Source organism: Pseudomonas sp. AC136, from assembly GCF_979258585.1.
The window spans coordinates 2499556-2522958 of record NZ_OZ409865.1; the positions used below are offsets into that span (position 1 = coordinate 2499556).

A 23403-nucleotide genomic window follows, 5' to 3' on the forward strand; every position below is an offset into this window, starting at 1 on the left:
CGCTGTTGGTTCAGTGTTCAAGTACGGATGTGACCGTCGCCGAACACCACGTACTTCTCGCTGGTCAGCCCTTCCAGGCCAACCGGACCACGGGCGTGCAGTTTGTCGGTGCTGATACCGATTTCTGCGCCCAGGCCGTATTCGAAGCCATCGGCGAAACGCGTCGAGGCGTTGATCATCACCGAGGCGGAATCCACTTCAGTGATAAAGCGCCGGCCCGTGGTGAAGTTCTCGGTGACGATGGAGTCGGTGTGCTGCGAGCCGTAGGTGTTGATGTGCTCAATGGCCTCGTCGAGGCTGTCGACGATACGAATCGACAAAATCGGCGCGGTGTATTCGGTGCGCCAATCTTCTTCGGTGGCCTCCAGCACATCGCTGCCCAGCAGCGCGCGAGTGCGCGGGCAACCGCGCAGCTCAACCTTTTTGTCGCGATAAATAGCGGCCAGCGGCGGCAACACGCGCTCAGCGATAGCGGCGTGCACCAGCAAGGTTTCCATGGTGTTGCACGGCGCATAGCGCTGGGTTTTGGCGTTGTCGGCAATGCGGATGGCTTTGTCGATATCGGCCGCCGCGTCGATAAACACGTGGCAGATGCCGTCCAGGTGTTTGATCACCGGCACCTTGGCATCGCGGCTGATGCGCTCGATCAGGCTCTTGCCGCCGCGCGGCACGATCACATCGACGTACTCGGGCATGGTGATCAACGCGCCAACGGCGGCGCGGTCGGTGGTTTCCACCACTTGCACGGCGGCCGCTGGCAAACCGGCTTCGGCCAGGCCTTGCTGAATGCAGGCGGCGATGGCGCGGTTGGAATTAATCGCTTCCGAGCCGCCGCGCAAAATGGTGGCGTTGCCCGACTTCAGGCACAGGCTGGCGGCGTCGATGGTCACGTTTGGACGCGACTCATAAATGATGCCGATCACGCCCAACGGCACACGCATTTTGCCGACCTGAATGCCGGAAGGCAGGTAACGCATGTCGCGGATTTCGCCGATGGGGTCTGGCAGCGTAGCCACCTGACGCAAGCCTTCGATCATCTCGTCGATGCGCGCGGGGGTCAGGGCCAGGCGGTCCAGCAAGGCGGGTTCAAGGTTGTTGGCGCGGCCGTTGGCGAGGTCTTGCTCGTTGGCGGCGGTGAGTTCGGCGCGGGCTGCATCCAGGGCAGCGGCGGCGGCGTGCAGGGCACGGTTCTTCTGCGCGGTACTGGCGCGGGCGACCACACGGGAGGCTTCACGGGCAGTGCGACCCAGGCGGGTCATGTAGTCGAGCACGGACTCAGTCATGTCGAGGCGGTCTGGCAGTCGGGAAAGCGGCTGATTATAGCGGCGCGGCGGGCCCACGCCCAGCGGCGTCTGGCGGGTGGTAAACAGCGCGTTACAACTCAGCCTCCGGTAACACTGGCAAGCACAGCGCGCGCGCCTTGCCGCGAGACGGTGACACTTGCCACGCCAGCGGCTCGTTGCTCCCCCCGAAGGTTAGGTAAACAAACGGGGCGCAGATGTCTACCGTGCAGTCATAGCCAATTGCCCACCGCCAGGGACGGGCAACACAACAATGACAGTGAAGGGAGACGCGCCATGCGCTATCGCACCGACTACAGTCCGGCGCTGTTGGTAGAGAGCAGCCCGTTTGTGCAACTGGGGCAGTGGCGCGTGCAGTACCAAGCCTATTCCAGCCGCGCCGACGACCCGCGCAGCCCGGTGCTGTTACTAGGCGGCGCGTTCCAGTGCTTCCGCTCGTTTGCCAGCGAAGTGGAGGAGCTGCTGGTCAATCACCCGGTGATTCTGCTCGACCTGCCGAGCCAGGGCGGCAACCTGCAACTGGCGCCCGAACTGAGCCTGGAAGCGCTCGCCGACCTGATCGCCGCCTTCGCCGACGAACTCAACGTGCCGCCACTGATGCCCATTGGTTTGTCTTACGGTTCGGCGTTGGCCGCGCTGTTTGCGGCCCGCCACCCGCAGCACTGCGCACGCCTGCTGCTGGCCGGCATCACCGCCTTTGGCCGCCGAGGCGCGCGGGTATTACTGGAAGAAAGCCTGGCGCTGTTGGCGGAAGGGCGCTGCGCCGAGTTTGCCCACGGCGCCGTCACCGGCCTGCTCAACCCCACTCGCAGCCAGGAAACTGGCGTAGCGCCGGTGTTTCGCAAAGCCCTGCTGCGCCAGTTGCAACGCTTGTCGGCGACTGAAATCGAGCGTTACCGGCAAAACAGCCAGCGCCTGCTGGCCTTTTCCGGCTTCCGCCAACATCCCCGTTGCCCGACTCTGGTATTGGCCGGCGAATACGACCATTTCACCCAGCCGTGGGAACACACCGTGTTTGCCAGCGCCTGCGCCGACGCCCAGTGCGCGCTGATCCACAACGCCGACCACCTCGCCCAATTCGAACGGCGCAACGCCTGCACCAGTTTGTACAACCCGTTCCTGCGCGGCGAGCCGCTGCCCCTGATCAGCCCTGGCAGCACGCACCTGCCGCGCAACCAGTGGCCGCACCTGGAAAAACGCCACGAACCGCGAAATCCGCCGCTGCATAACCGCGCGCGGTTGCTGCATCCGGTGATAGGTGAACTGAATGTCGACGTGAACGAACTCGGATTTTTTGGCGGGCTCTTACAGGGCGACTTGCCAACCCTAATGCCGCAACGCGGCTGGCAACTGCAGATGGTTGATATGCCCGCCTTGGCGATTCTGCCCTTGCGAAGCAGCACTTCGGAGTTGGCCTGGGTGTTTGCGCATACCGATGCGGCTGGGAGTGCGGCGCTGGCTGACCGGGTTAGGCAAGGGGCGATGCCCGCCGTGGCGTGCGCATGAGTCAAAAAATCGAGGCTAAAGCCTCTCCCACAGGTTACCGAGTTCATTGTGGGAGAGGCGGATGCCGCAGGCAGTGCAGCGTGGGCCGAACGGGTTAGGCAAGGGGCAATGCCCGCCGTGGCGTGCGCATGAGTCAAAAAAATCGAGGCTAAAGCCTCTCCCACAGGTGACCGAGTTCATTGTGGGAGAGGCTTTAGCCTCGATTCCTGCAAACGCCGATATCAGACCGATGCCTCAATCACCCGCACCAACGTCGCCTGCGTCACCGGCGGCAAGCCTTGGCTGTGCAGCGCCGGGTCCAGCACCTCGGTGTGGCGAAAACCGCAGCGTTCAAACGCTTCGATAATCTCCCTGGCATCGCTGTAGTGCAGCGGGTAATTGCCCCGCGTCAGCCGCCCAATAATCCCCACGCCCCAGCGCAACTGGCGGTAACGCGGGTGCTCTTTAAGGTCGGGGTATAAATCGGTGAGGTAGGCGCCTTGGGGAAATCCCTTCAACTGCGCCGCCAGCGCCGTCCAGAAACCTTCAATCACCGGCCGCTCAAAATAGTTCACCAGTCCCTCGGTGATCACCACCACCGGCTCGGACCGATCCAGCCCGGCGAACAACGCTTCCAAACTCTGCTCGGCCAGAATATCCACCGAGCGCACCTGATGCCGGCCATTGAGCCAGCCTTCGCTGTGCAGCAGCAGGCGTTTACGCACGGCCATACCCGGCAGATCAGCTTCCAGATAACGCAACTCGGGGTAGCGCTGACAAAAGCGCCGACCACGCGGCGACAGCCCGCAGGCAATTTCCACCACCTGGCACACGCCGCGCTCTTCGATGGCGGCGGTCAGCCGAGCATCGAGCAGCAGGTGCCGCTGCAACAACAGGTGTTCGATATCCAGCCCAAAGCCGACCCGCGCGCCCCAGGCAATCGGGCTCAGCAAGCCATGCACCCAGCGGCCGAAGGGCGTGGCAAAAGCGGCGTCACTGAGTTGGTGGCGGTACCAGACATAACCCGTGTAATGGGCGCTGGGGCTGATGTGGGCACTGTCGGCACGGCTGCGGTCGGGCATGGCCAAAGCTCTTATTGTTATGATCGCCCGAGCCTAAGCCTTGCCCCAGTGTGATGACAGCCCATGCCGAGTGATCCCACCCTTAGTTTGCCCAACGCCCAACACCCCACTTGGCCAGAAGGCCGCGCCCTGCCCGACTGCTTTTTCGACCGCGACGCCCAATTGCTGGCGCAGTCCTTATTGGGCAAAGTGATCCGCCACCGCGTCGGCGATTTGTGGCTCGCCGCGCGCATCATCGAAACCGAGGCGTACTACTTCGCCGAAAAAGGCAGCCACTCCTCATTGGGCTACACGGAAAAACGCCGGGCGCTGTTCCTCGATGGCGGACACATTTATATGTACTACGCGCGCGGCGGCGACTCGCTGAACTTCAGCGCCCACGGGCCGGGCAACGCGGTGCTGATTAAATCGGCGTTTCCTTATACCGACGCCCACAGCGGCCCGGAATGCCTGGCGCGCATGCAGCAGAACAACCCCGACAGCCAGGGCCAGCCGCGCTCGCTGGAAAAACTCTGTAACGGTCAGACCCTGCTGTGCCGCGCCCTCGGCCTTAAAGTGCCGGCCTGGGATGGCAAACGCTTCGACCCCGAGCGGTTTTTTGTCGAAGATGTCGGCTACGCCCCCGAGCAGATTATTCAAACCACCCGCCTGGGCATTCCCCTCGGCCGCGATGAACATTTGCTCTACCGCTTTGTCGATGCTGCTTACGCCCGCCACTGCACGCGCAATCCTCTGCGCCGTGGGCAACTGGAAAATCAGGACTTCTATTACATGATCTCGCAACAGGACCTTGCCCCATGACGGAGTGGCTCAACCAACTCACCGGCTGGCTCAGCGCCAACCCTCAATGGCTGGGCATCGCCATTTTTGTCGTGGCCTGCGTGGAGTGCCTGGCGATTGCCGGCATCATCGTGCCCGGCACGGTGCTGCTGTTCGCCATTGCTGTGCTGGCTGGCAGCGGCGCCCTGACCCTCGGCGAAACCCTGCTGCTGGGCTACACCGGCGGCCTGCTGGGCGATGCCATTTCCTATGCGCTGGGCCGGCGCTTTCACCAGAACATCCGCAACCTGCCGGGCCTGCGCACCCACCCCGAATGGCTGGCCAGTGCCGAGAGCTACTTCCAGCGCTACGGTGTGGCGAGTCTTCTGGTTGGCCGCTATATCGGCCCGCTGCGCCCGATGTTGCCGATGGTGGCCGGCATGCTCGACATGCCGTTGCCGCGCTTCATTATCGTCAGCCTGATTGCCGCGGCCGGCTGGTCGATTGCCTATTTGATGCCCGGCTGGGCCACTGGCGCCGCCATGCGCTTGCCCTTGCCGGAAGGCTTCTGGGGACAAGCCGCCGTGGTGGCCGCCGCGTTGGCGGTGTTCATCGGCGTCAGCCTGCAAGGCGCGCTGCGCCAACAACACCGCGCGACCGCCTGGATGGCCGGCATGGGCTTTGTGCTGCTGATCGCCATGCTGATCGGCTACCCGCGCCTGGGTCAGCTCGACCAGGGTCTGATGGCGCTGGTGCAAGAACAGCGGCAACCGGCGATGGACAGCATCATCACCATCATCACGCGCCTGGGCGACTTCCGCACCCAGCTCACCGTCGGCATCATGCTCTGCCTGATGCTGCTGGTGGCGCGCCAATACCGCAGCTTTTTCTTCGCCACCGGCACGATGCTGGGCTGCGCCATCGCCAACCATTTCCTGAAACTGTTCTTTGGCCGCGCCCGCCCGGAAATTCTGCTGGAGCCGCTGCACAGCTTCAGCATGCCCAGCGGCCATAGCTCGGGCGCGTTCGCCTTTTTCCTGACGCTGGCGGTGCTCGCCGGCCGTGGTCAGCCGGTGCGCATGCGCCTGACGTGGCTGCTGCTGGCGGTAATTCCGGCGCTGGCGATTGCCTTGTCGCGGGTGTATTTGGGGGTGCATTGGCCGACCGACATCATCGCCGGCGCGCTACTCGCCGCCACGGCGTGTGCGGTCAGCCTGACCTGCTCGCAGTGGCGTCAGCCGTTGCCAGCTATGTCGCCGCGCGTGTGGTGGTTGGTATTGCCGGCGTGCCTGGCCGTGCTGGCCGCCCATGCCAGTTGGGCGCTGCCGCATGCGCTGGAGCAGTATCGGTATGCGCCGATAGTGCCGTAAAAAAATCGCGGCTAAAGCCGCTCCTACAGGTTCGCATTTAACCCTGTGGGAGCGGCTTCAGCCGCGATGCTTTCGAGCTACGCCGTCATCTCGCCCTGCAACTCATCCAGCATTCCCTGAATGGCATCGAGCCGTTCCAGCGGATCATCAATCGCCAGCAGCTGCAGCTTTTGCTCGACATCGAACGGCAGCAGATACGCCAGTTGATACCCCAAGCTCTGCTGCCCCGTCGCCTCATTGCCCATGCCCAATTCCGACACCATCGGGTGCTGGGCCAGCGCTTGCAGCAGCGCGGCCAGGTCGGCGTGTTCGGGCAGCAGCGGGAAGTCTGAAGCCTCGTCGGCCCAGGTAACCTCGGCGGTGGTCAGTTGGTCGCGCTGCACGTGCGAGCGTTGCACATGGAAGCGCCGGGCGCCCTCCACGCGAATGCCGAGCAAGCCGTTGGGTTGTTGTTTCCAGTCGCGAATCACCGCTTCGCAGCCGACCTGGGCGAAGCTGTCTGCCGCCTCGCCCACTTCCCGACCTTCGAGAATGCACACCACGCCGAAGCCTTCGTTGCGTTTCATGCAGGCGCTGATCATGTCCAGATAACGGGCTTCGAAAATTTGCAGGTCGAGCACGCTGCCGGGGAACAGCACCACATTGAGGGGAAACAACGGCACCATCTTTCTCGCTCCTGATTCACTCGTAGGGCTGTGACAACGGTTGCGCCGGGATGATCAGCTGAAAAGCGCCACGGCCAGCGGCAGCGCCACCGCCGTACCAACGCCCATCAGGCTCATGGCCAGCGCGGCGAAGGCGCCACATTCTTCGCCTTCTTGCAGCGCGCGCGAGGTGCCAACGGCGTGGGCGGTCATGCCCATGGCCAAGCCTTGCGCCGCCGGGTGGCGAACGCCGATGCGGCGCAACAGCTCAGGCCCGAGGATGGCGCCGATCACGCCGGTAATCAGCACGAACACCGCCGCCAGCGCAGCAATGCCGCCAATCTGGTCAGCCACTAACATGGCAATCGGCGAGGTCACCGATTTGGGCGCCATGCTCATCAGCATCATATGGTCGGCGCCGAACCACCAGGCCAGCAACACGCCCATGCCGGTGGCCACCACGCCGCCGATTAACAGGGTCAGCAAAGTCGGCCAGAACAGTTGGCGAATCCGTTTGAGGTTAAGAAACAGCGGCACCGCCAGGGCGACGGTGGCCGGGCCGAGGAAAATAGTCAGGGCTTTGGCGCTGTCTTTGTACTCGTCGTAGCTCAGGCCACAGGCCACCAGCACGGCGATTACGGCAAGCATCGAGACCAGCACCGGCTGCAGGAAAAACCAGCGGGTTTTCTCGTAGGCGGCAAGCGCCAACTGGTAAGCGGCCAGGGTCACGCCGACGCCAAACAAGGGGTGATGGATGAGCGCCTGCCAGGCGCCGGCGACATCAAACATCGCGCTCACCTCGCTTGCGCTGCTGACGGTCGATGAGCTTTTGCATCATCCACCCGGCGAACAGCATCGACAGCAGCACCGACAACACCAACGAGCCGCCCACCGCCCAGAAGTCGGCGGCAATCGCCTTGGCGTAAACCATCACGCCCACGGCCGCCGGCACCAGCAACAAGGGCAAATAACGCAGCAAACTCGACGAGGCCACGGAGATCGACTCGTCCACCTCGCCCTGCCAAATCAGGTAACCGAGCAGCAGCACCAGCCCAATGATCGGGCCCGGCAGCATGTGCAAGAACAGCACGTTCAAGACCGTGCCAAGCAGTTGGAAAACCACCAACCAAGTCAGGCCACGTAACAGCATGGAGTTCTCCAATCCAGACCCGACGGGGGCAGCGCCGGGGTAAAAAAATCGCGTCGGGCATTATAAGCACGCTAAGCAAAACGCCCCAACCAGCCCGTCGCGCCGGCTGTATGGGCTGTTATTCGCCGCAGCGATGCAGGGTTGACCGTCTTCACCTCGCGTGATGATCTACGGGGCATGGACGTTTCAACAAAAACAAAACCCGTCTCCTCAAGGAGGACATATGCCATTGGTACCCGTCGCTGAACTGAAATCCTACATCGGCAAAGAACTTGGCCATTCCGAGTGGCTGACGATTGACCAAGAACGCATCAACCAATTCGCCGAATGCACGGGCGACCATCAATTTATCCACGTCGACCCGGAAAAAGCCGCCAAGACCCCGTTCGGCAGCACCATCGCCCACGGCTTTTTGTCGCTGTCGCTGATTCCCGTGTTGATGGAGAAAATCGCGCTGGCCCCGGAAGGACTGAAAATGGCGGTGAACTACGGCTTGGACAGCGTGCGTTTTATCCAGCCAGTGAAAGTGAATTCTCGCGTGCGTGTGTCGGCCAGCGTGATCGACATCACCGAGAAAAATCCGGGCCAGTGGCTGCTCAAAGCCAAGTGCACCCTGGAAATCGAAGGCCAGGCCAAGCCGGCGTATATCGCTGAATCGCTGAGCTTGTACTTCGTCTGATTCTGGACGGTGTGGAAAAACAGGGCGCTTCGGCGCCCTGTTTTTTTGGGGAAGCATCGCTCCCACAGTTATTGCACACCCTGTGGGAGCGGCTTTAGCCGCGATGCTTTTTTGTCCGCACACTTGCGGCATACTCCGCCCAAACCCGATCCAACATGGACGTTCTCCCACATGCGCCACCTCTCCATCCTCGCCCTGGCCCTGCTGCTAACCGCCTGCGGCAAAGGCGAGCCGCTGACCCCGCCCAACGCCGTACTCCCCGACGGCGGCCGTTATCGCGGCGAGGTCGTCGAGGGTTTGCTGCAAGGCAAAGGCCGTATCGATTACCCCAACGGCAGTTGGTATGAAGGCACGTTCAAAGACGGCCTGATGGATGGCGAAGGCGAACTGCACCACTCGGACGGCACTCATTACAAAGGCGGTTTCGCCAATGGCGACTTCGCCGGGCAAGGCACGCTGACGTACAGCGAAGGCAGCAGCTACACCGGCGCTTTCAAGGCAGGCAAACAAGACGGCGTCGGCGCGCTGACCATCAAAGGTGGCGACCGCTACCAGGGCGAATTCAAAAACGATCAGTACCACGGCATCGGCAAGCTGCAACGTGCCGACGGCAGCGGCTTTGAAGGCAGCTTCAAGAAAGGCGAGCCCGAAGGCTTCGGCACCACCACCGATGAGCGCGGCAACCAGCTCACCGGCACCTTCAAAAAGGGCGTGATCAATGGCGAAGGAACGCTCAAGGGCGAAGACGGCAGCACGTATGTCGGCAGCTTCAAAAATTCGAATCTTGAGGGCAAAGGCCGCTATCAAAGCGCGGACGGCGACGTCTGGCTCGGCCAGTTCAGCCAGGGCAGCCTGACCGGCAAAGGCCAGTTGGAGCGCACCGACGGCAGCCGTTACGACGGCGATTTCAAATACTGGCGTTACCACGGCGAAGGCGTTTTGAAACTGGCAGACGGCGGCCGCTATCAAGGCCACTTCGCCCGTGGCAACTACGACGGCGCCGGCACGCTCACCCTGGCCGACGGCACGGTGCAGAACGGCACGTGGAAGAACGGCAAGCTGGCCCGCGATGCGCAAGGCAATGCCCTGGCCGATCAGTTGGAAGTCGGCCTGTTGCAACAAGGCAAGCTGCTGGACCAGGCCCTGGCCGCCATTCCCGCCTCCACGCCGGCCGTCGAGCTGTACACCCTGACCCTGGCTGGCGACGGCGAGCAAAGCGTGTTCCTGCGCGAGGCCGACTACGTCAGCAACCTGCTGCGCGAGCGCTTCGGCGCCTATGGCCAGATCACGTTGGTCAATCACCGCGACCATATGCTCGACCGCCCACTGGCCACCCGCGAAAACCTGCGCCGCGCGGTAAAAACCCTGGCCGAACGATCGGGGGCCGAAGACGTGGTGTTCATCTACCTTACCAGTCACGGCTCCAGCGACCACCAGCTCAGCCTGGTGCAGCCGGGCCTGGAACTGGCGAATATGCCGGCCCAGGAACTGGCGGAACTGCTCGTGCCATTAAAGAGTCATTACAAAGTGGTCGTCGTTTCGGCGTGTTATTCGGGTGGCTTCATCCCGCACATCAAGGATGACAACACCCTGGTAATGGCCGCCGCGCGCAGTGACAGAACCTCATTCGGCTGCTCCGATGAGGCCGACTTCACCTACTTCGGCCGTGCGTTGTTTGCCGAAGCACTGAGCAGCACCGACGACCTGGAACGGGCCTTCGAGCAAGCCAAGGCCAGCGTGGCCAAACGCGAGCTGGAAGATGAGTTCGAACCGTCGGAGCCGCAACTCTGGGCGCCCAAAGGGGTAATCACCCAGTGGCGCACGTTGCGCGCCGGTCAGGCCAAACACGCCCTGGCCAACAGCGCAGCGAGCAACCCCGACGGCAGCAACTAGACTTGAAGTTGTTGGATTCCAGGAGGGAGTAGAACCATGTATTTGACCCCACAGAACATCCTGCTGACCGGCGCCACCGGCCTGACCGGCGAACACTTACTCGACCGTCTGCTCAGCGAGCCTACGGTGCAACGCGTGCTCGCCCCAACCCGTCGAGCGCTCGCCGAACACACTCACCTGGACAACCCGCAAGGCGACCTGCTGACGCTGCTGCCGATGCTCGCCGGCAAACAAGACATCGCCTTCTGCTGCCTGGGCACCACGATCAAACAGGCCGGCTCGCAGGAAGCGTTTCGCGCGGTGGATTACGACATGGTGCTGGCCGTCAGCCAGCGCGCCCGTGACCTCGGCGCCCGGCATTTCCTGCTGATCAGCGCGATGGGCGCGAACCCGAAATCGTCGGTGTTCTACAACCGCGTGAAGGGTGAAGTGGAACAAGCGCTGATCGCGCAGAACTGGCCGCAGCTGACCATCGCGCGGCCGTCGTTACTGATTGGCGACCGCCTGGAACCGCGCCTCGGCGAACGCCTACTGGCGCCGATCATGCGTTGGGTGCCGGGTAAATACCGTGGCATTCCGGCGTGCACCCTGGCCCGCGCGCTGTGGCGCCTGGCGCTGGAAGAAGGCGAAGGCGTGCGCATTGTTGAATCGGACGAATTGCGGCGTCTGGGCCGCTGACGGCTGCCTGTCGCACATTGTTTAACGCACATTGAGCGGCCACTATGGCCGCTCTTTTTTACCGCTCGAGATTGGCCATGACCACCACGTTGCTCTCCGTACTGCAAACCGCCGACATGCTGGAAATCAACGGCCTGTACGCCTGGCAATTCGAACTGCACAGCGACCCGGCCCACCCCGGCCCGGCGTTGCGCATCGAATGCATGGACGGCCGCGAATTGCGCAAATGGCAATTCACCCTGGAGCAGATCGCCGCCGCCCAACACAACGTCGCCAGCGACACGTGGGCCATCAGCGATGGCAAGGCTAGCCATGAAGTCAAAGCGCTGGCCGGCATCAACGCCGACAACGCCGATGCGGCGGATGACATGCCGGATGATGATGTGGCTGAGCTGTAAAAGCATCGCGGCTAATCGGAATGCCGCCCCAACCGCTCCTACAGTGGATTGGGTCTCCTTCGGGAGAGGCACCACCTTCGGTGGTCTGGGTCCCCGCGTTCGCGAGGACGACGGAGGTTTATGGGTTATCCCGGTCGTCCTCGCGAACGCGGGGACCCTGAGTCGCAAGGCGAACACCCATCACAACCCGCCGCTCACCCCAAGACTGAACCTTGAATTGGCAGAGTTGTGAAAAAGCATCGCGGCTAATCGGAATGCCGCCGAACCGCACATTCAGCAGATTGGGGTCTCCTTCAGGAGAGGCGCCACCTTCGGTAGCCTGGGTCCCCGCGTTCGCGAGGACGACGGAGGTTTATGGGTTATCTCCGTCGTCTTCGCGAACGCGGGGACCCAGAATCGCAAGGCGAGCACCCATCACAATTCGCCGCTTACCCCAAGACTGAACCTTGATTTGGCAGAGTTGTGAAAAAGCATCGCGGCTAATCGGAATGCCGCCGAACCGCACATTCCGCAGATTGGGGTCTCCTTCAGGAGAGGCGCCACCTTCGGTAGCCTGGGTCCCCGCGTTCGCGAGGACGACGGAGGTTTATGGGTTATCCCCGTCGTCCTCGCGAACGCGGGGACCCAGAGTCGCAAGCCGAGCACCCATCACAACCCGCCGCTTACCCCAAGACTGAACCTTGATTTGGCAGAGTTGTGAAAAAGCATCGCGGCTAATCGGAATGCCGCCGAACCGCACATTCAGCAGATTGGGGTCTCCTTCAGGAGAGGCGCCACCTTCGGTAGCCTGGGTCCCCGCGTTCGCGAGGACGACGGAGGTTTACGGGTTATCCCCGTCGTCCTCGCGAACGCGGGGACCCAGAGTCGCAAGCCGAGCACCCATCACAACCCGCCGCTTACCCCGAGACTGAACCCCCGATGTGGCTGAGTTGTGAAACAAGCGCGGCTAATCGAAATGCCGCCCCAACCGCTCCTACAGCGGATTGGGGTCTCCTTCAGGAGAGGCGCCACCTTCGGTAGCCTGGCCCCCCGCGTTCGCGAGGACGACGGAGGTTTATGGGTTATCCCCGTCGTCCTCGCGAACGCGGGGACCCAGAATCGCAAGGCGAGCACCCATCACAACCCGCCGCTTACCCCAAGACTGAACCCCAACGCCGCTGCCAGCGACAACGGCAGCAACACCGTGTCGAGCAACGCGCTGACGGGCAAATCCAGCCCTGCGTATTTCGGCGCTTCGGCGCCAAAACGGTCCAGCGGACAGCAACCCCCGTTCAAGGTGTACCAATCCAGCCGCGTGCCGGCATACACCACGGGCGCACCCGGCTTGGCGGCGTTCAAGGTGCGGGTGGTGGCGCAGCCGAACAACTGAACTGCAAGCAGCACCAGCAGCAAGGCCCGCGCGGTTTTATTCATCGCTGCTCAGGTGATGCTCACCCCAGCGCGGCAGCATGTCTTGGGGAATGCCGAGCACATTGAGGATGCGCGCGACAACGAAGTCGATCAGGTCGTCGATGGTTTGCGGCTGGTGATAGAAGCCCGGTGCGGCGGGGAGAATCACCGCGCCCATGTTGGACAGCTTGAGCATGTTTTCCAGGTGAATGCTGGAGAACGGCGCTTCACGCGGCACCAGAATCAGTTGACGGCGTTCCTTCAGCGCCACGTCGGCGGCGCGTTCGATCAGGTTGTTGCAGGCACCCGTGGCAATTGCCGACAACGTGCCGGTCGAACACGGCACCACCACCATCGCCCCCGGTGCGCCGGAGCCGGAGGCCACGGGCGCCATCCAGTCTTCCTTGCCGTACACGCGAATCTGCCCGGGCGCGGCGCCGGTGTATTCGCTGAGAAAGGCCTGCATCATTTTCGCTTTGGCCGGCAGGCTGACGTCGGTTTCGGTGGCCATCACCAGCTGCGCCGCTTTGGAGATCAGAAAGTGCACTTCGCGCTCTTCCTGCACCAGGCAGTCGAGCAGGCGCAGGCCGTATTGCGCGCCGGAGGCGCCAGTCATGGCCAGGGTGACGCGTTCGGGTCCGTTCATCATGGCCTCAGCCCTCCAGCGCTGCCGCGAGTTTGCCGTGCAGGCCACCGAAGCCGCCGTTGCTCATAACCACCACTTGCGTGCCCGGGGTGGCCTGGGCTTTGACAGCGGCGATGATGGCTTCCAGCGAGTCGCATACCTGTGAGGGCACGGTGCAACTGGTGGTGGTGGCGGCCAGGTCCCAGCCAAGATTCGGTGGGGCGAACCAGTACACCTGATCGGCCTGGGTCACGGAGTCCGGCAAGCCGTCGCGGTGGGCGCCGAGTTTCATTGAGTTAGAGCGCGGTTCGATGATGGCGATGATCTGTGCCGAACCGACCCGTTTGCGCAGGCCGTCCAGCGTGGTGGCGATGGCGGTTGGGTGGTGGGCAAAGTCGTCGTAGATGGTCACGCCGTTCACCTCGGCGACCTTTTCCATCCGCCGCTTGACGTTCTTGAACGCGCTCAGCGCTTCGACGCCTTGCGCCGGAACCACACCGACATGCCGCGCCGCAGCCAGGCACACCAGCGCGTTGGCGACGTTGTGCTGGCCGGTCAGCGGCCAATCGACCACACCTTGCGCCACACCTTCGAAGCTCACTTCAAAGCGCGAGCCGTCTTCGCTGAGCAGCTTGGCTTGCCATTGCGCGCCGTCGCCGGTGGTTTGCACCGGGGTCCAGCAGCCCATGTCGATCACGCGCTTGAGCGCGGTTTCGGCGGCCGGGTAAATGACCAGACCTTCGCTCGGAATGGTGCGCACCAAGTGGTGGAATTGGCGCTCGATGGCGGCCAGGTCCGGGAAGATATCGGCGTGGTCGAATTCGAGGTTATTGAGGATGGCGGTGCGCGGACGGTAGTGAACGAACTTGGAGCGTTTGTCGAAAAACGCGCTGTCGTATTCGTCCGCCTCGACCACGAAGAACGGCGTGCCGCCCAGGCGCGCCGACACCGCGAAGTTCTGCGGCACGCCGCCAATCAAAAAGCCCGGGCTCATGCCGGCGTGTTCCAGCACCCAGGCCAGCATGCTGCTGGTGGTGGTTTTGCCATGGGTGCCTGCCACGGCCAACACCCAGCGGCCTTGCAGCACGTGGTCGGCCAGCCACTGCGGGCCGGACACATAAGGCAGGCCTTTATTGAGCACATATTCCACCGCCGGGTTGCCCCGCGACAGGGCGTTGCCCACCACCACCAAATCAGGCGCAGGGTCGAGGTGGGAAGGGTCGTAGCCCTGCATCAGTTCGATGCCCTGAGCTTGCAGTTGGGTGCTCATGGGCGGGTACACGTTGGCGTCGGAACCGGTCACCCGGTGGCCCAGCTCCTTGGCCAGAACGGCCAGCGAGCCCATGAAAGTGCCGCAAATACCCAGAACATGAATGTGCATAACCAACCCCCGGAGAACAGGCGGGCAGGTTACCGCAGGCGTTGGGGATGAACCAGAGAGGTTTGCCAGCGCCCTCCCCCATCACCCGCACGGGCGATGGCAGAGGCGCTGAGCGGGAGCAAAATTTACAGGCGGAAGCTGCCCATTTGTTTGCCCAGATCATCGGCCAGACCGAGCAGGGTTTTGCAGTCCTGGCGGCAGACTTGCACTTCATCCGAGGTGGCGTGGGCCAAGTCGGCGATGCCCTGCACGTTGCGGTTGATTTCTTCGGTCACCGACGATTGCTCTTCGGTGGCCGCCGCCACTTGGGTGTTCATGTCGCTGATGCGCTCGATTTGCGCTGTGATCGAACCCAGCGACTCGCCCGTGCGCTGGCTCGACTGCACGCCATTGCCGGTCGCAGCCTGGCCAGCCTGCATGGAGCTGACCGCCGCCTGCGCCCCGGTTTTCAGGCGCTGAATCATTTGCTGAATTTCACCCGTTGAGGCCTGGGTGCGACTTGCCAGGGTTCGCACCTCGTCAGCCACCACGGCAAAGCCACGGCCCATTTCCCCGGCGCGGGCGGCTTCGATGGCGGCGTTCAAGGCGAGCAGGTTGGTTTGTTCGGAAATACCGCGAATCACCGACAGCACTTGGTCAATGGACGCCACTTCGTTGGCCAATTCGCCAACGGCGCCGGACGCCTCGCCGATGTCATCGGACATTTGCTCGATCTGCTTGATCGAGCCGCCCACCACTTGCCGCGCTTGCATGGCTTCGTCGCGAGCGCTTTGCGAGGTGCTGGCAGCATTGCTGGCGTTGCGGGCGATCTCCTGAACGGTGAGGCCCATCTCGTGCACGGCGGTGGCGACCATGTCGGTCATTTCCTGCTGCTGCCCCGCGCGGCCGGCAGTGTTTTCCACCACGGTGGCCACTTGGTCGACAGCGGTGCGCAGCTTGACGCTGGTGCCGAGCACGGCGCTGATCAAGTCGCGCTGGCTGGCGATGAAGCGGTTGAAACCTCGGGCCAGATCACCCAACTCGTCCTGGCGCGTTTCATTCAGACGACGCGTGAGGTCACCGCCACCGCCACCGATTTCCACCAGGGCATCGGTCACCTGCTTGATCGGACGCACCAGCCCACGGGCCAGCAGCACCACCAGTCCCAAGGAGAACAGCGCCACCACGAGACCGATCAGGCTGCTGGTGATCAGCGCCTGGTTGGCGTCGGCATAGATTTCCGCCTCGGGCACTTCGCTGACCAGTAGCCAACCCAGGGTTTTCAAGGGCTGCGCCACGGCTAGGTAAGCTTCGCCGTCGCGCTCGAAGTGCACAGCCTTGCCGCTGTCGACCAGCAACTTTCCGGCGGCATCGCTACCCAGCAGGTCGCTGAGTTGGCGGGTGTCGTTGAATTCGGCCTGTGGGTGAATTTTTACTTTACCGTCGGCGCTAACCAGAAAGATTCGCCCGGTTTTGCCAAAGTGAAAGTTGCGCACCAGATCGGACATGGCCTGCAAACCGTAGCCCAGCCCGGCCAACCCCAGGGTTTTGCCATTGGCGGTGATGCGCTGGTTAATAAACAGCGTCGGCTGGTTGGTGGTTTTGTCGGTGTCGATCTGCACCACGCGGTTCTCGCTGCCATCGACAAAGCTGTAGAACCAGCCGTTCTCGGAGGGGCCGCGTGTAAGCGTGCGATCCAACTTGGTTTCGGTGAGGTAATGGCCGCTGTCCGCCGCGACAATAAAGGTGGTCAGCGCCTTCTGCTGGCCTTGCACACCGCGCAGGTAGCGCATGAATGCTTCCTGCTGGGCCGGGTCTTCGCCGTTGGCCAGCCATTCCTCGACCATGCTGTTTTCCGCAATGCTGCGGGCGGCGGTGAGGGGTTCGGTGAGAATCCGTTCTAGGTCATTGCCAATGGCGGTCACGCTGGCCGGCAAAGCCTGCTCGACCAATGCCTTCTCCGCAAGACGGTTAACCACGGCGGCATAAATGCCGACAACAATCAGAATGCTCGCCAGCAGGGCCGCGCCCATGCTGAGGATCAACTGCCACTGAATACTGCGTTGCCAGAGGCGCATGAGGATTACCTGTATGAGCTTGCAGGGAGATTGATGGCAGATTGTATACAAAGCGACTGACTTTTCGGTCAGTAAATTTCATTGTTATGACTACACGCTTTGTTCTTATCGACCGCCGCTATTAGTAGCTTTAGCTCCTAATCGGCTCTCCCGCTTACCGCTCGTCAGGGTTTTCGCTTGGCCTCGCCTTGCGCCACGGTCCAGGGCACCAATTGGGCGCTCAAGGCGTTGCTGGCCTGACCAAAGGCACGCACCACGTCAGCCACTTGCGCACTGCTCGCCGGCTGCTGCACATCGAAGCGCCGCGCGGCGAGAATTTTACGGCTGGCGCTGTCCACCAGTTGCACGTCCAGGCGCACCACCACTGCCACTTGGCCATCGTGATATTCGGCCTGGAACGCACGCAGGTCGCTGCTCAACACCACATCGGCCTGAAGCTGCGCGTCGTCGCTGCTCACTTGCTGAACGCGACCGTCGGCCTGGAAGCCATCGAGCAGTCGATTGCGCAGCAGCACCGGGCCGGTGTCGCCCCAGCGCGCGCCCTGGTAATTACTGATCACACTGCCCTGCGGCACCACCGCGATGCGCGGGCTGTCGAGCACCATGGTCGCCTGCGGTTTGGCCACGCGCAGCGACCAACTCACCGGGGCGCCCGCGCTGACAGTCGACACCGGCGCAGCAGGCAGTTGGTAAATGGTGCTCGGCTCGGTCTTCGGCAAAATCGAACACGCCGACAACAGGCTCAACAGCCCGAGCATTACTAACGGGCGATGGGCGCGCGGGGTCATGGTTGGAACTCCTTGTTCTTCTCGCCGCCGAGCAGGTAGCCGGCCGGGTCTTCCTGCAGGCGACGGGTAATCGCGCGCAGGCTGCTGAGGGTTTCGCGCAACTCGCCAACCGCCGGGCCAATGGCGCTCAGGCCCTGGGCGCCGGCATTCAGCGAATCGCGGTTTTCATTGAGCAGGTTTTCAATGCTCTGGCTGGCGCGGTCCAACGCCGCCATGGCGTCGCGGGCGCTGTTGAGCGCTTCCTTGCCTTGCTGATCGAGCAGGTTGTTGGCGGTGGCCATGACCTTGCTGCTTTGCTCCAGCGTCACGCTGGCTTGGCGCGAAGCGGCGGCCAGTTGTTTGACGATGGCGCGCATGTCCTCGCGCTCATCGGCAATGGCGCCAGTGGCTTGCTCAAGGTGATCAAGCGTGCGGCTGACCCGCGCCACGTTGTCGGGCGACACCAATGCGTTGGCGCTGGCGGCCAGCTTGTTGATGTTGGTCAGCAGGTCTTCACCACTGGCCAGCAGCGCCGTGATCGGCGAGCGGTCGGCAACAATCACCGGCACCTTGCCGGTCTTGCTCACCAGTAATGGACTTTGCGGCGAGCCGCTGTGCATCTGAATAAACGAGCCACCAGTAATGCCCACCAGCGACAACTTGGCGTGGGTGTCTTGCTTGACCGGCGTATCCGCCGCAACGCGAATGCGCGCGCGCACTTTGCGTGGGTCTTTGGGATCGAGTTTCAAGGCGATCACTTCGCCGACCTTGATGCCGCTGTACTGCACGGTGCTGCCGGGCGACAGACCGTTCACGGCCTCATAAAAGACGATGTCATACAGGGCGAATTCGCGGTCAGCCGTGGACTTGGCTAGCCACAGGCCGAACAGCAGCGCGGCGCCGACGGCAATCACCGTGAACAAGCCGATCAGCACGTGATGGGCGCGGGTTTCCATATCAGTTGTTCTCCGTTAAACGGGCGCTGGCTTGCAGCGCGGCACGGCCACGGGGGCCATGAAAGTAATCGTGAACCCAGGCGTCTGGCGTAGCCGCCACAGTGGTCAGGTCGCCGGCCACCAGCACGCGTTTCTGCGACAGCACCGCCACCCGATCGCAGATGGTGTAGAGCGTGTCGAGGTCGTGGGTGACCAGAAACACCGTCAGGCCCAACGCATCGCGCAGGGTCAGAATCAGTTGGTCAAACGCCGCCGCACTGATGGGGTCGAGGCCGGCCGTGGGTTCGTCGAGAAAGACGATTTCCGGGTCCAGCGCCAAGGCGCGGGCCAGCGCGGCACGTTTCACCATGCCGCCCGAGAGCGAATCCGGGTACTTGTAGGCCGCCGTTTCCGGCAATCCGGCCAGGGCCAGTTTCACCACGGCCAGGCTTTCAGCCTCATCGCGGCTAAGGCCGGCGTGCTCAATCAGCGGCAAGGCAATGTTTTCCAAAACCGTGAGCGAGGAAAACAGCGCGCCGGACTGAAACAACACACCGAAGCGGCGCTCGACCTGCGAGCGCTTTTCCGGCGACAGACTCAGCAGGTTTTCGCCAAACACTTTTACGCTGCCAGCCGTGGGCCGTTGCAGGCCGACGATCGAGCGCAGCAGCACAGATTTGCCGGTGCCCGAACCGCCGACAATGCCAAGAATTTCGCCGCGCATGACGTCCAGGTCCAAGTGCTCGTGCACCACCTGCGCGCCAAAGGCGTTGGTGAGGTCGCGAACCTCAATCAGGGCGCTCGCTTGTGCACTCACCAGCCCATCTCCATAAAGAACATCGCCGCCACCGCATCCAGCAGAATCACCACAAAAATCGACTGCACCACCGCCGAGGTCGTGTGCTCACCCACCGACTGCGCGCTGCCGCTGACCTTGAAGCCTTCCAGGCAACCAATCACGGCAATCAGAAACGCAAACACCGGCGCCTTGCTCAAGCCCACCAACAAGTGCTGCACCTCGATGCCCTGGAGGATGGTCAGGTACATGGTCGGCGAAATATTCAGCACCAGCAGGCACACCACGGCGCCGCCGAGAATGCCCGAGAGCATGGCCAGAAACGTCAGAATCGGCAGCGACACCAGCAGCGCCAGCACGCGTGGCAGCACCAGCAACTCAATCGGGTTGAGGCCCAGGGTGCGAATGGCGTCGACCTCTTCGTTGGCCTTCATCGAACCGATTTGCGCGGTAAACGCACTGGCCGTGCGACCGGCCATGAGAATGGCGGTGAGCAACACACCGAACTCGCGCAAAAAGGCGAAGGCCACCAGGTTGACCGTATAAATAGTGGCGCCGAAATTGGCCAGCACCGTGGCGCCGAGAAACGCCACCACCGCGCCGACCATAAACGTCAGCAGCACCACGATGGGCACCGCATCCAGACCGGTTTGCTCGATATTGGAAACCAGCGACGTGACCCGCCAGCGGCGCGGTGCGAACAGGCCGCGCAGCAAGGTTTCCAGCACCAGGCCAATAAACCCGAGCAACGCCGCCACGCGCTCCCACAAACTCGCAACAAAGCCGCCGATATGCGCGAGCACATCGGCCAGGCCGGCACGGGGTTTGGGTTTTTCTGGCTGGCAGTAAGTACGCAGCGCGGCGCCCACGGAATTGAGCAGCGCTTGGCGCGCGGGAGTCAGCGATGCGTCGCTGGCGGCCAGATCAATCAGCCGCTCTGCGCCGAGCAAATCGGCCAACAGCGCCGCGCCGGAGGTGTCGAGCGCCTGCAGGTCAGCGAGGTGAACGGCGGTGGCGCCATCGAGCCGTGGGCGCATGGTCGCCACGTCGCGGGCCAACTGGCTGTAATGGGACAAGGTCCAGTCGCCGCTGATCCTCAGCTGCGCAGGCGATGCGACGGTGTCTAACTGTAAGGCTGAAGTCATGTAAAACGGCTTACTCATCCTGGGTGGCCGGTAGCGTAGCAACGGCAGGTTACATCACGCGCGCGTTAAGGTGTTTCTTGCTCTTGCGGCTTGCTCTTGGGTTTGCAGGAACGAGTTGGCTCGTCACGCGCTGGCCGGGTCCATCGTTTCCAGGATTCGCCAGCAAGCTGGCTCCCACACAGGCAATACCGTACAAATGGAACCGCCAGACGCTGCGCTTGCCCAAGCTTAACGTCGTTGTTCATGCACCCCGAGGACAGAGCATGCAGGTAGAAGGATTCTTCGATTGGCTTGGCCACGCGCTGGGCACGGTTATCCGCTTTATCGTCGACGGGCTAAGCGGCCTGTTGCACCTGATCGGCAACGCCGGCAGCCAGTTCCTGCATGGTCTGTCCAGCGCGCTAGGCATTACCCCATCGTTGCTCAGCATTGTCGCGCTGGTCATCGGCCTGCTGTTTCTCTACAGCGCCGTGCGCGCCTTTATGCGCCGCTCGGTGGTGCTGGGCATTATCTGGTTGCTGCTGGGGTTATGGCTGATCAGTCTATTGATCAGCTAAGCCTGCTGGCTTGCACATTTGTGTCGCCTTCTGCGTTTGCAACCGCGCGGGCAACTGCGAAGCTACACGCCATACACGCCCGGTAACGGGCGACGGACAGATGTAGAGGCTCACCATGCGAATCAGCTCCCAATTCGACAGCGGCAACATCGAGGTTCACGACCTCAGCAACGCGCAGCACCCGCTGCTGAAAATGCGCAAAGACCTCAACAGCGCCCACTTTCAGTGGTTCCACTTCAAAGCCGAAGACCTCTCCCCCGGCCAGCGCTACGACTTCAGCATCACCAACGCCGGCGAGGCCGCCTACAGCTGGGCCTGGCCCGGCTATAACGCCGCCGCCTCGTACGACCAGAAAACCTGGTTTCGCGTACCCAGCACCTACGCCGACGGCACCTTGAGCTTCGGCCTTGACGTTGAGCAGCCGCAAATCTGGTTCGCCTACTTCGAACCCTACAGCCGCGAGCGCCACGACTGGTTGATCGACCAGGCACTGGTCAAAGCGGACGCCGAGCTAGTGGCCTGTGGCAAAAGCATCGAAGGCCGGGACATCCAACTGCTGCGCATCAGCCGCACGCCGAACGCCCCACGAAAAGTCTGGATCATCGCCCAACAGCACCCCGGCGAGCACATGGCCGAATGGTTTATGGAAGGCCTGATCGAACGCCTGAAAAACCGCGACGACGCCGAACTCAACGCCCTGCTCAGCAAAGCCGACTTGTACCTGGTGCCCAACATGAACCCCGACGGCGCCTACCGCGGCCACCTGCGCACCAACGCCGCCGGCAAAGACCTCAACCGCGCCTGGCAATCGGCCAACGAAACGCAAACCCCGGAAGTCTTCTTCGTGCAACAACACATGCGCGCAGTGGGCGTGGATTTGTTTCTCGACATCCACGGCGACGAAGAAATCCCCCACGTCTTCACCGCCGCCTGCGAAGGCAACCCCGGCTACACCCCGCGTATCGCCGGCCTGGAAGAACGCTTCCGCCAACGCCTCGTCGCCCACGGCGCCGAATTCCAAACCCGCTACGGCTACCCCCGCAGCGAACCGGGCAAAGCCAACATGGCCCTGGCCTGCAACGCCGTTGGGCAAGAATTTGACTGCCTGTCCTTCACCATCGAAATGCCCTTCAAAGACCACGACGACACCCCAAACCCAACAACGGGTTGGGACGGCAAACGGTCAAAACAACTGGCAAAAGATGTACTAAGCGTGACCGCGAGCATGGTCGATGAGCTGCGCTGACAAACCGCTCGCCCCTGTAGGAGCGGCTTTAGCCGCGATGTTTTTGATTTGCTTGTGATCTGGCTCGTGATCTACCGCTCTTGATCTACCGCTCTTGATCTACCCCGCACCGTTCATCGCAGGCCGAGTGGAGTCGTTGCGTAGGGGGTTGAGCGGCCGGGAGCCGCGAAAGGCGTGTCGGGCCAAGGATGGCCCGTCTCGCCGGCCCCCGGAGCGGCGACGGAAGGAGGGAAGTCGCAGCGCAGCGCAGACCCAAGGTAGGGGCTAGACCTTTTGGTTACTTTTGGGTGGTCCGGCAATCCGGCAATGCCAAAAGTCAGTCGCGCATAAGGCGCGAAACCATAACGTTCACCACACGCGGTGATGAATACCTTCACAACTGCGTCCGCCTGGAAATACTGGATTCCCGCCTGCGCGGGAATGACGAGGGTTTTGATAACGAACGCGGTAGAGAGGCTCGCGCGTAAGGCGCGAAACAAAAACGTTCAGCGCACGCAGTAATGAATACCTCCACAACTGCGTCCGCCTGGAAATTCTGGATCCCCGCGTTCGCGAGGATGACGGAGGATCTGATAACGAACGCGGCAGACAATACCTTTGCCGATCTACCGTGTACGGCTTGAAACTCTGGATTCCCGCCTGCGCGGGAATGACGGGGGTTTGATAACGAACGCGTCAGAGAAGCTCGCCCGCTCGCGCATAAGGCGCCAAACAAAAACGCTCAGCGCACACGGCAAAGAATACCTGCGAAGTCCAACCGCAGACCGCCAGATCGAGGCTAAGCCCGGCCCTCAAGCCACCCCCTCACCGCATTGAACTCAACCACCCCGTATGCGGCACACACTGATCCTGCTTACACGAAATCGACGCCACCGGCGGACCCTGCCGCGCCAACTCAACCCGCACCGCCGCCGCGCCATACACCAAGCAAACCGCCAACAGCCCAACCGCGATCATGAATTTTCTTGTTCTTATAGTCATGGCAACACCTCCCGGAAAGAAGTCCGTACTTTCAGCGTAGGCCAGCCACCGCCGCTAGCATCAACCGTTTAGCCATATTCACCGC

General features: G+C 62.4%; 22 protein-coding genes and 1 pseudogene. 9 read left to right on the forward strand and 14 right to left on the reverse strand.

Translation table 11 applies throughout. The annotated features are described in order from the left end of the window. Positions 1-17: 17 nt before the first annotated feature. The gene (locus tag ACZZZU_RS11360) at positions 18-1283 is read right to left on the reverse strand and encodes a glutamate-5-semialdehyde dehydrogenase (RefSeq protein ID WP_463540176.1); all 1266 of its coding nucleotides are present in this window, start codon (positions 1281-1283) and stop codon (positions 18-20) included. Positions 1284-1577: 294 nt separating this feature from the next. Between ACZZZU_RS11360 and ACZZZU_RS11365 the strand changes: the two genes are divergently transcribed. Then, a complete protein-coding gene (locus ACZZZU_RS11365) occupies positions 1578-2807 on the forward strand; it encodes an alpha/beta fold hydrolase (protein ID WP_463550634.1) in 1230 nt (409 codons plus the stop codon). 221 nt (positions 2808-3028) lie between these two features. On the opposite strand, the gene ACZZZU_RS11370 is transcribed toward ACZZZU_RS11365, so the two are convergent. After that, positions 3029-3868: a class I SAM-dependent methyltransferase gene (locus tag ACZZZU_RS11370; protein ID WP_463550635.1), complete on the reverse strand. Its 840-nt coding sequence runs from the start codon at positions 3866-3868 to the stop codon at positions 3029-3031. Between the two features lie 63 nt (positions 3869-3931). Here ACZZZU_RS11370 and ACZZZU_RS11375 point away from each other — a divergent pair, with 63 nt between their 5' ends. Beyond that, on the forward strand, positions 3932-4669 hold the full coding sequence (locus ACZZZU_RS11375) for a DNA-3-methyladenine glycosylase (RefSeq protein ID WP_463550636.1): 738 nt from the start codon (positions 3932-3934) through the stop codon (positions 4667-4669). After that, positions 4666-5997: a bifunctional DedA family/phosphatase PAP2 family protein gene (locus ACZZZU_RS11380; RefSeq protein WP_463550637.1), complete on the forward strand. Its 1332-nt coding sequence runs from the start codon at positions 4666-4668 to the stop codon at positions 5995-5997. The genes ACZZZU_RS11375 and ACZZZU_RS11380 overlap by 4 nt, the downstream gene beginning before the upstream one ends. Positions 5998-6074: 77 nt before the next feature. Here ACZZZU_RS11380 and ACZZZU_RS11385 read toward each other — a convergent pair whose 3' ends face one another. From ACZZZU_RS11385 to ACZZZU_RS11395, 3 genes are read right to left on the reverse strand one after another with little or no spacing between them, the layout of a single operon-like run. Beyond that, a complete protein-coding gene (locus ACZZZU_RS11385; RefSeq protein ID WP_463550638.1) occupies positions 6075-6662 on the reverse strand; it encodes an LON peptidase substrate-binding domain-containing protein in 588 nt (195 codons plus the stop codon). A 54-nt stretch (positions 6663-6716) separates the two neighbouring features. Next, a complete protein-coding gene (locus ACZZZU_RS11390; protein WP_463550639.1) occupies positions 6717-7430 on the reverse strand; it encodes an LrgB family protein in 714 nt (237 codons plus the stop codon). Next, positions 7423-7791, reverse strand: a complete 369-nt coding sequence (locus ACZZZU_RS11395; protein ID WP_122493255.1) for a CidA/LrgA family protein — start codon at positions 7789-7791, stop codon at positions 7423-7425. Before ACZZZU_RS11395 ends, ACZZZU_RS11390 begins: the two co-directional genes overlap by 8 nt. A gap of 223 nt (positions 7792-8014) precedes the next feature. Here ACZZZU_RS11395 and ACZZZU_RS11400 point away from each other — a divergent pair, with 223 nt between their 5' ends. The 4 genes from ACZZZU_RS11400 (at position 8015) to ACZZZU_RS11415 (ending at position 11439) form a co-directional block, all read left to right on the forward strand. After that, the gene (locus ACZZZU_RS11400; RefSeq protein ID WP_122450688.1) at positions 8015-8470 is read left to right on the forward strand and encodes a MaoC family dehydratase; all 456 of its coding nucleotides are present in this window, start codon (positions 8015-8017) and stop codon (positions 8468-8470) included. 171 nt (positions 8471-8641) lie between these two features. Then, positions 8642-10363, forward strand: a complete 1722-nt coding sequence (locus ACZZZU_RS11405; RefSeq protein WP_463550640.1) for a C13 family peptidase — start codon at positions 8642-8644, stop codon at positions 10361-10363. A gap of 36 nt (positions 10364-10399) precedes the next feature. Further along, on the forward strand, positions 10400-11041 hold the full coding sequence (locus ACZZZU_RS11410; protein WP_122493257.1) for an oxidoreductase: 642 nt from the start codon (positions 10400-10402) through the stop codon (positions 11039-11041). A gap of 77 nt (positions 11042-11118) precedes the next feature. Then, positions 11119-11439 (forward strand): DUF5629 family protein, encoded by a 321-nt coding sequence (locus ACZZZU_RS11415; protein ID WP_163016551.1) that lies wholly within the window; start codon positions 11119-11121, stop codon positions 11437-11439. Positions 11440-12555: 1116 nt separating this feature from the next. Here ACZZZU_RS11415 and ACZZZU_RS11420 read toward each other — a convergent pair. The 9 genes and pseudogenes from ACZZZU_RS11420 to ACZZZU_RS11460 form a co-directional block, all read right to left on the reverse strand. After that, complete coding sequence (locus ACZZZU_RS11420; RefSeq protein WP_463550641.1) at positions 12556-12852, reverse strand: YceK/YidQ family lipoprotein; 297 nt, start codon at positions 12850-12852, stop codon at positions 12556-12558. After that, entirely contained in the window at positions 12845-13474 is a 630-nt protein-coding gene (gene ubiX, locus ACZZZU_RS11425; protein WP_463552131.1) for a flavin prenyltransferase UbiX, read from the reverse strand. The genes ACZZZU_RS11420 and ubiX overlap by 8 nt, the downstream gene beginning before the upstream one ends. A gap of 7 nt (positions 13475-13481) precedes the next feature. Next, positions 13482-14834, reverse strand: coding sequence for a UDP-N-acetylmuramate:L-alanyl-gamma-D-glutamyl-meso-diaminopimelate ligase (gene mpl / locus ACZZZU_RS11430; RefSeq protein ID WP_463550642.1), 1353 nt, complete (start codon positions 14832-14834; stop codon positions 13482-13484). 125 nt (positions 14835-14959) lie between these two features. Next, complete coding sequence (locus tag ACZZZU_RS11435; protein ID WP_463542250.1) at positions 14960-15697, reverse strand: methyl-accepting chemotaxis protein; 738 nt, start codon at positions 15695-15697, stop codon at positions 14960-14962. Between the two features lie 126 nt (positions 15698-15823). Further along, positions 15824-16891, reverse strand: a pseudogene (locus tag ACZZZU_RS11440) (PDC sensor domain-containing protein); the annotation flags it as partial. Between the two features lie 164 nt (positions 16892-17055). Then, positions 17056-17679 carry an ABC-type transport auxiliary lipoprotein family protein gene (locus ACZZZU_RS11445; protein WP_463550643.1) on the reverse strand — a complete coding sequence of 208 codons (624 nt, stop codon included), beginning with the start codon at positions 17677-17679 and terminating at the stop codon, positions 17056-17058. Continuing rightward, the gene (locus tag ACZZZU_RS11450; RefSeq protein WP_463540187.1) at positions 17676-18614 is read right to left on the reverse strand and encodes an MlaD family protein; all 939 of its coding nucleotides are present in this window, start codon (positions 18612-18614) and stop codon (positions 17676-17678) included. Before ACZZZU_RS11450 ends, ACZZZU_RS11445 begins: the two co-directional genes overlap by 4 nt. A gap of 1 nt (position 18615) precedes the next feature. After that, complete coding sequence (locus tag ACZZZU_RS11455) at positions 18616-19410, reverse strand: ABC transporter ATP-binding protein (protein ID WP_463383913.1); 795 nt, start codon at positions 19408-19410, stop codon at positions 18616-18618. Further along, on the reverse strand, positions 19407-20534 hold the full coding sequence (locus tag ACZZZU_RS11460) for an MlaE family ABC transporter permease (RefSeq protein ID WP_463550644.1): 1128 nt from the start codon (positions 20532-20534) through the stop codon (positions 19407-19409). The genes ACZZZU_RS11455 and ACZZZU_RS11460 overlap by 4 nt, the downstream gene beginning before the upstream one ends. A 263-nt stretch (positions 20535-20797) precedes the next feature. On the opposite strand from ACZZZU_RS11460, the gene ACZZZU_RS11465 reads away from it, so the two are divergent. Together ACZZZU_RS11465 and ACZZZU_RS11470 are read left to right on the forward strand one after the other, a co-directional pair. After that, positions 20798-21091 (forward strand): hypothetical protein, encoded by a 294-nt coding sequence (locus ACZZZU_RS11465; protein ID WP_122493265.1) that lies wholly within the window; start codon positions 20798-20800, stop codon positions 21089-21091. 115 nt (positions 21092-21206) lie between these two features. Beyond that, positions 21207-22337, forward strand: a complete 1131-nt coding sequence (locus tag ACZZZU_RS11470) for a M14 family metallopeptidase (protein ID WP_463550645.1) — start codon at positions 21207-21209, stop codon at positions 22335-22337. Positions 22338-23403: the final 1066 nt, after the last annotated feature.

Coding starts and splice junctions, on each gene's coding strand:
- ACZZZU_RS11360 (WP_463540176.1), bottom strand. CDS start 1,283: ATGACTGAGTCCGTGCTCGACTACATGACCCGCCTGGGTCGCACTGCC.
- ACZZZU_RS11365 (WP_463550634.1), top strand. CDS start 1,578: ATGCGCTATCGCACCGACTACAGTCCGGCGCTGTTGGTAGAGAGCAGC.
- ACZZZU_RS11370 (WP_463550635.1), bottom strand. CDS start 3,868: ATGCCCGACCGCAGCCGTGCCGACAGTGCCCACATCAGCCCCAGCGCC.
- ACZZZU_RS11375 (WP_463550636.1), top strand. CDS start 3,932: ATGCCGAGTGATCCCACCCTTAGTTTGCCCAACGCCCAACACCCCACT.
- ACZZZU_RS11380 (WP_463550637.1), top strand. CDS start 4,666: ATGACGGAGTGGCTCAACCAACTCACCGGCTGGCTCAGCGCCAACCCT.
- ACZZZU_RS11385 (WP_463550638.1), bottom strand. CDS start 6,662: ATGGTGCCGTTGTTTCCCCTCAATGTGGTGCTGTTCCCCGGCAGCGTG.
- ACZZZU_RS11390 (WP_463550639.1), bottom strand. CDS start 7,430: ATGTTTGATGTCGCCGGCGCCTGGCAGGCGCTCATCCATCACCCCTTG.
- ACZZZU_RS11395 (WP_122493255.1), bottom strand. CDS start 7,791: ATGCTGTTACGTGGCCTGACTTGGTTGGTGGTTTTCCAACTGCTTGGC.
- ACZZZU_RS11400 (WP_122450688.1), top strand. CDS start 8,015: ATGCCATTGGTACCCGTCGCTGAACTGAAATCCTACATCGGCAAAGAA.
- ACZZZU_RS11405 (WP_463550640.1), top strand. CDS start 8,642: ATGCGCCACCTCTCCATCCTCGCCCTGGCCCTGCTGCTAACCGCCTGC.
- ACZZZU_RS11410 (WP_122493257.1), top strand. CDS start 10,400: ATGTATTTGACCCCACAGAACATCCTGCTGACCGGCGCCACCGGCCTG.
- ACZZZU_RS11415 (WP_163016551.1), top strand. CDS start 11,119: ATGACCACCACGTTGCTCTCCGTACTGCAAACCGCCGACATGCTGGAA.
- ACZZZU_RS11420 (WP_463550641.1), bottom strand. CDS start 12,852: ATGAATAAAACCGCGCGGGCCTTGCTGCTGGTGCTGCTTGCAGTTCAG.
- ubiX (WP_463552131.1), bottom strand. CDS start 13,474: ATGAACGGACCCGAACGCGTCACCCTGGCCATGACTGGCGCCTCCGGC.
- mpl (WP_463550642.1), bottom strand. CDS start 14,834: ATGCACATTCATGTTCTGGGTATTTGCGGCACTTTCATGGGCTCGCTG.
- ACZZZU_RS11435 (WP_463542250.1), bottom strand. CDS start 15,697: ATGACCGACATGGTCGCCACCGCCGTGCACGAGATGGGCCTCACCGTT.
- ACZZZU_RS11445 (WP_463550643.1), bottom strand. CDS start 17,679: ATGACCCCGCGCGCCCATCGCCCGTTAGTAATGCTCGGGCTGTTGAGC.
- ACZZZU_RS11450 (WP_463540187.1), bottom strand. CDS start 18,614: ATGGAAACCCGCGCCCATCACGTGCTGATCGGCTTGTTCACGGTGATT.
- ACZZZU_RS11460 (WP_463550644.1), bottom strand. CDS start 20,534: ATGACTTCAGCCTTACAGTTAGACACCGTCGCATCGCCTGCGCAGCTG.
- ACZZZU_RS11465 (WP_122493265.1), top strand. CDS start 20,798: ATGCAGGTAGAAGGATTCTTCGATTGGCTTGGCCACGCGCTGGGCACG.
- ACZZZU_RS11470 (WP_463550645.1), top strand. CDS start 21,207: ATGCGAATCAGCTCCCAATTCGACAGCGGCAACATCGAGGTTCACGAC.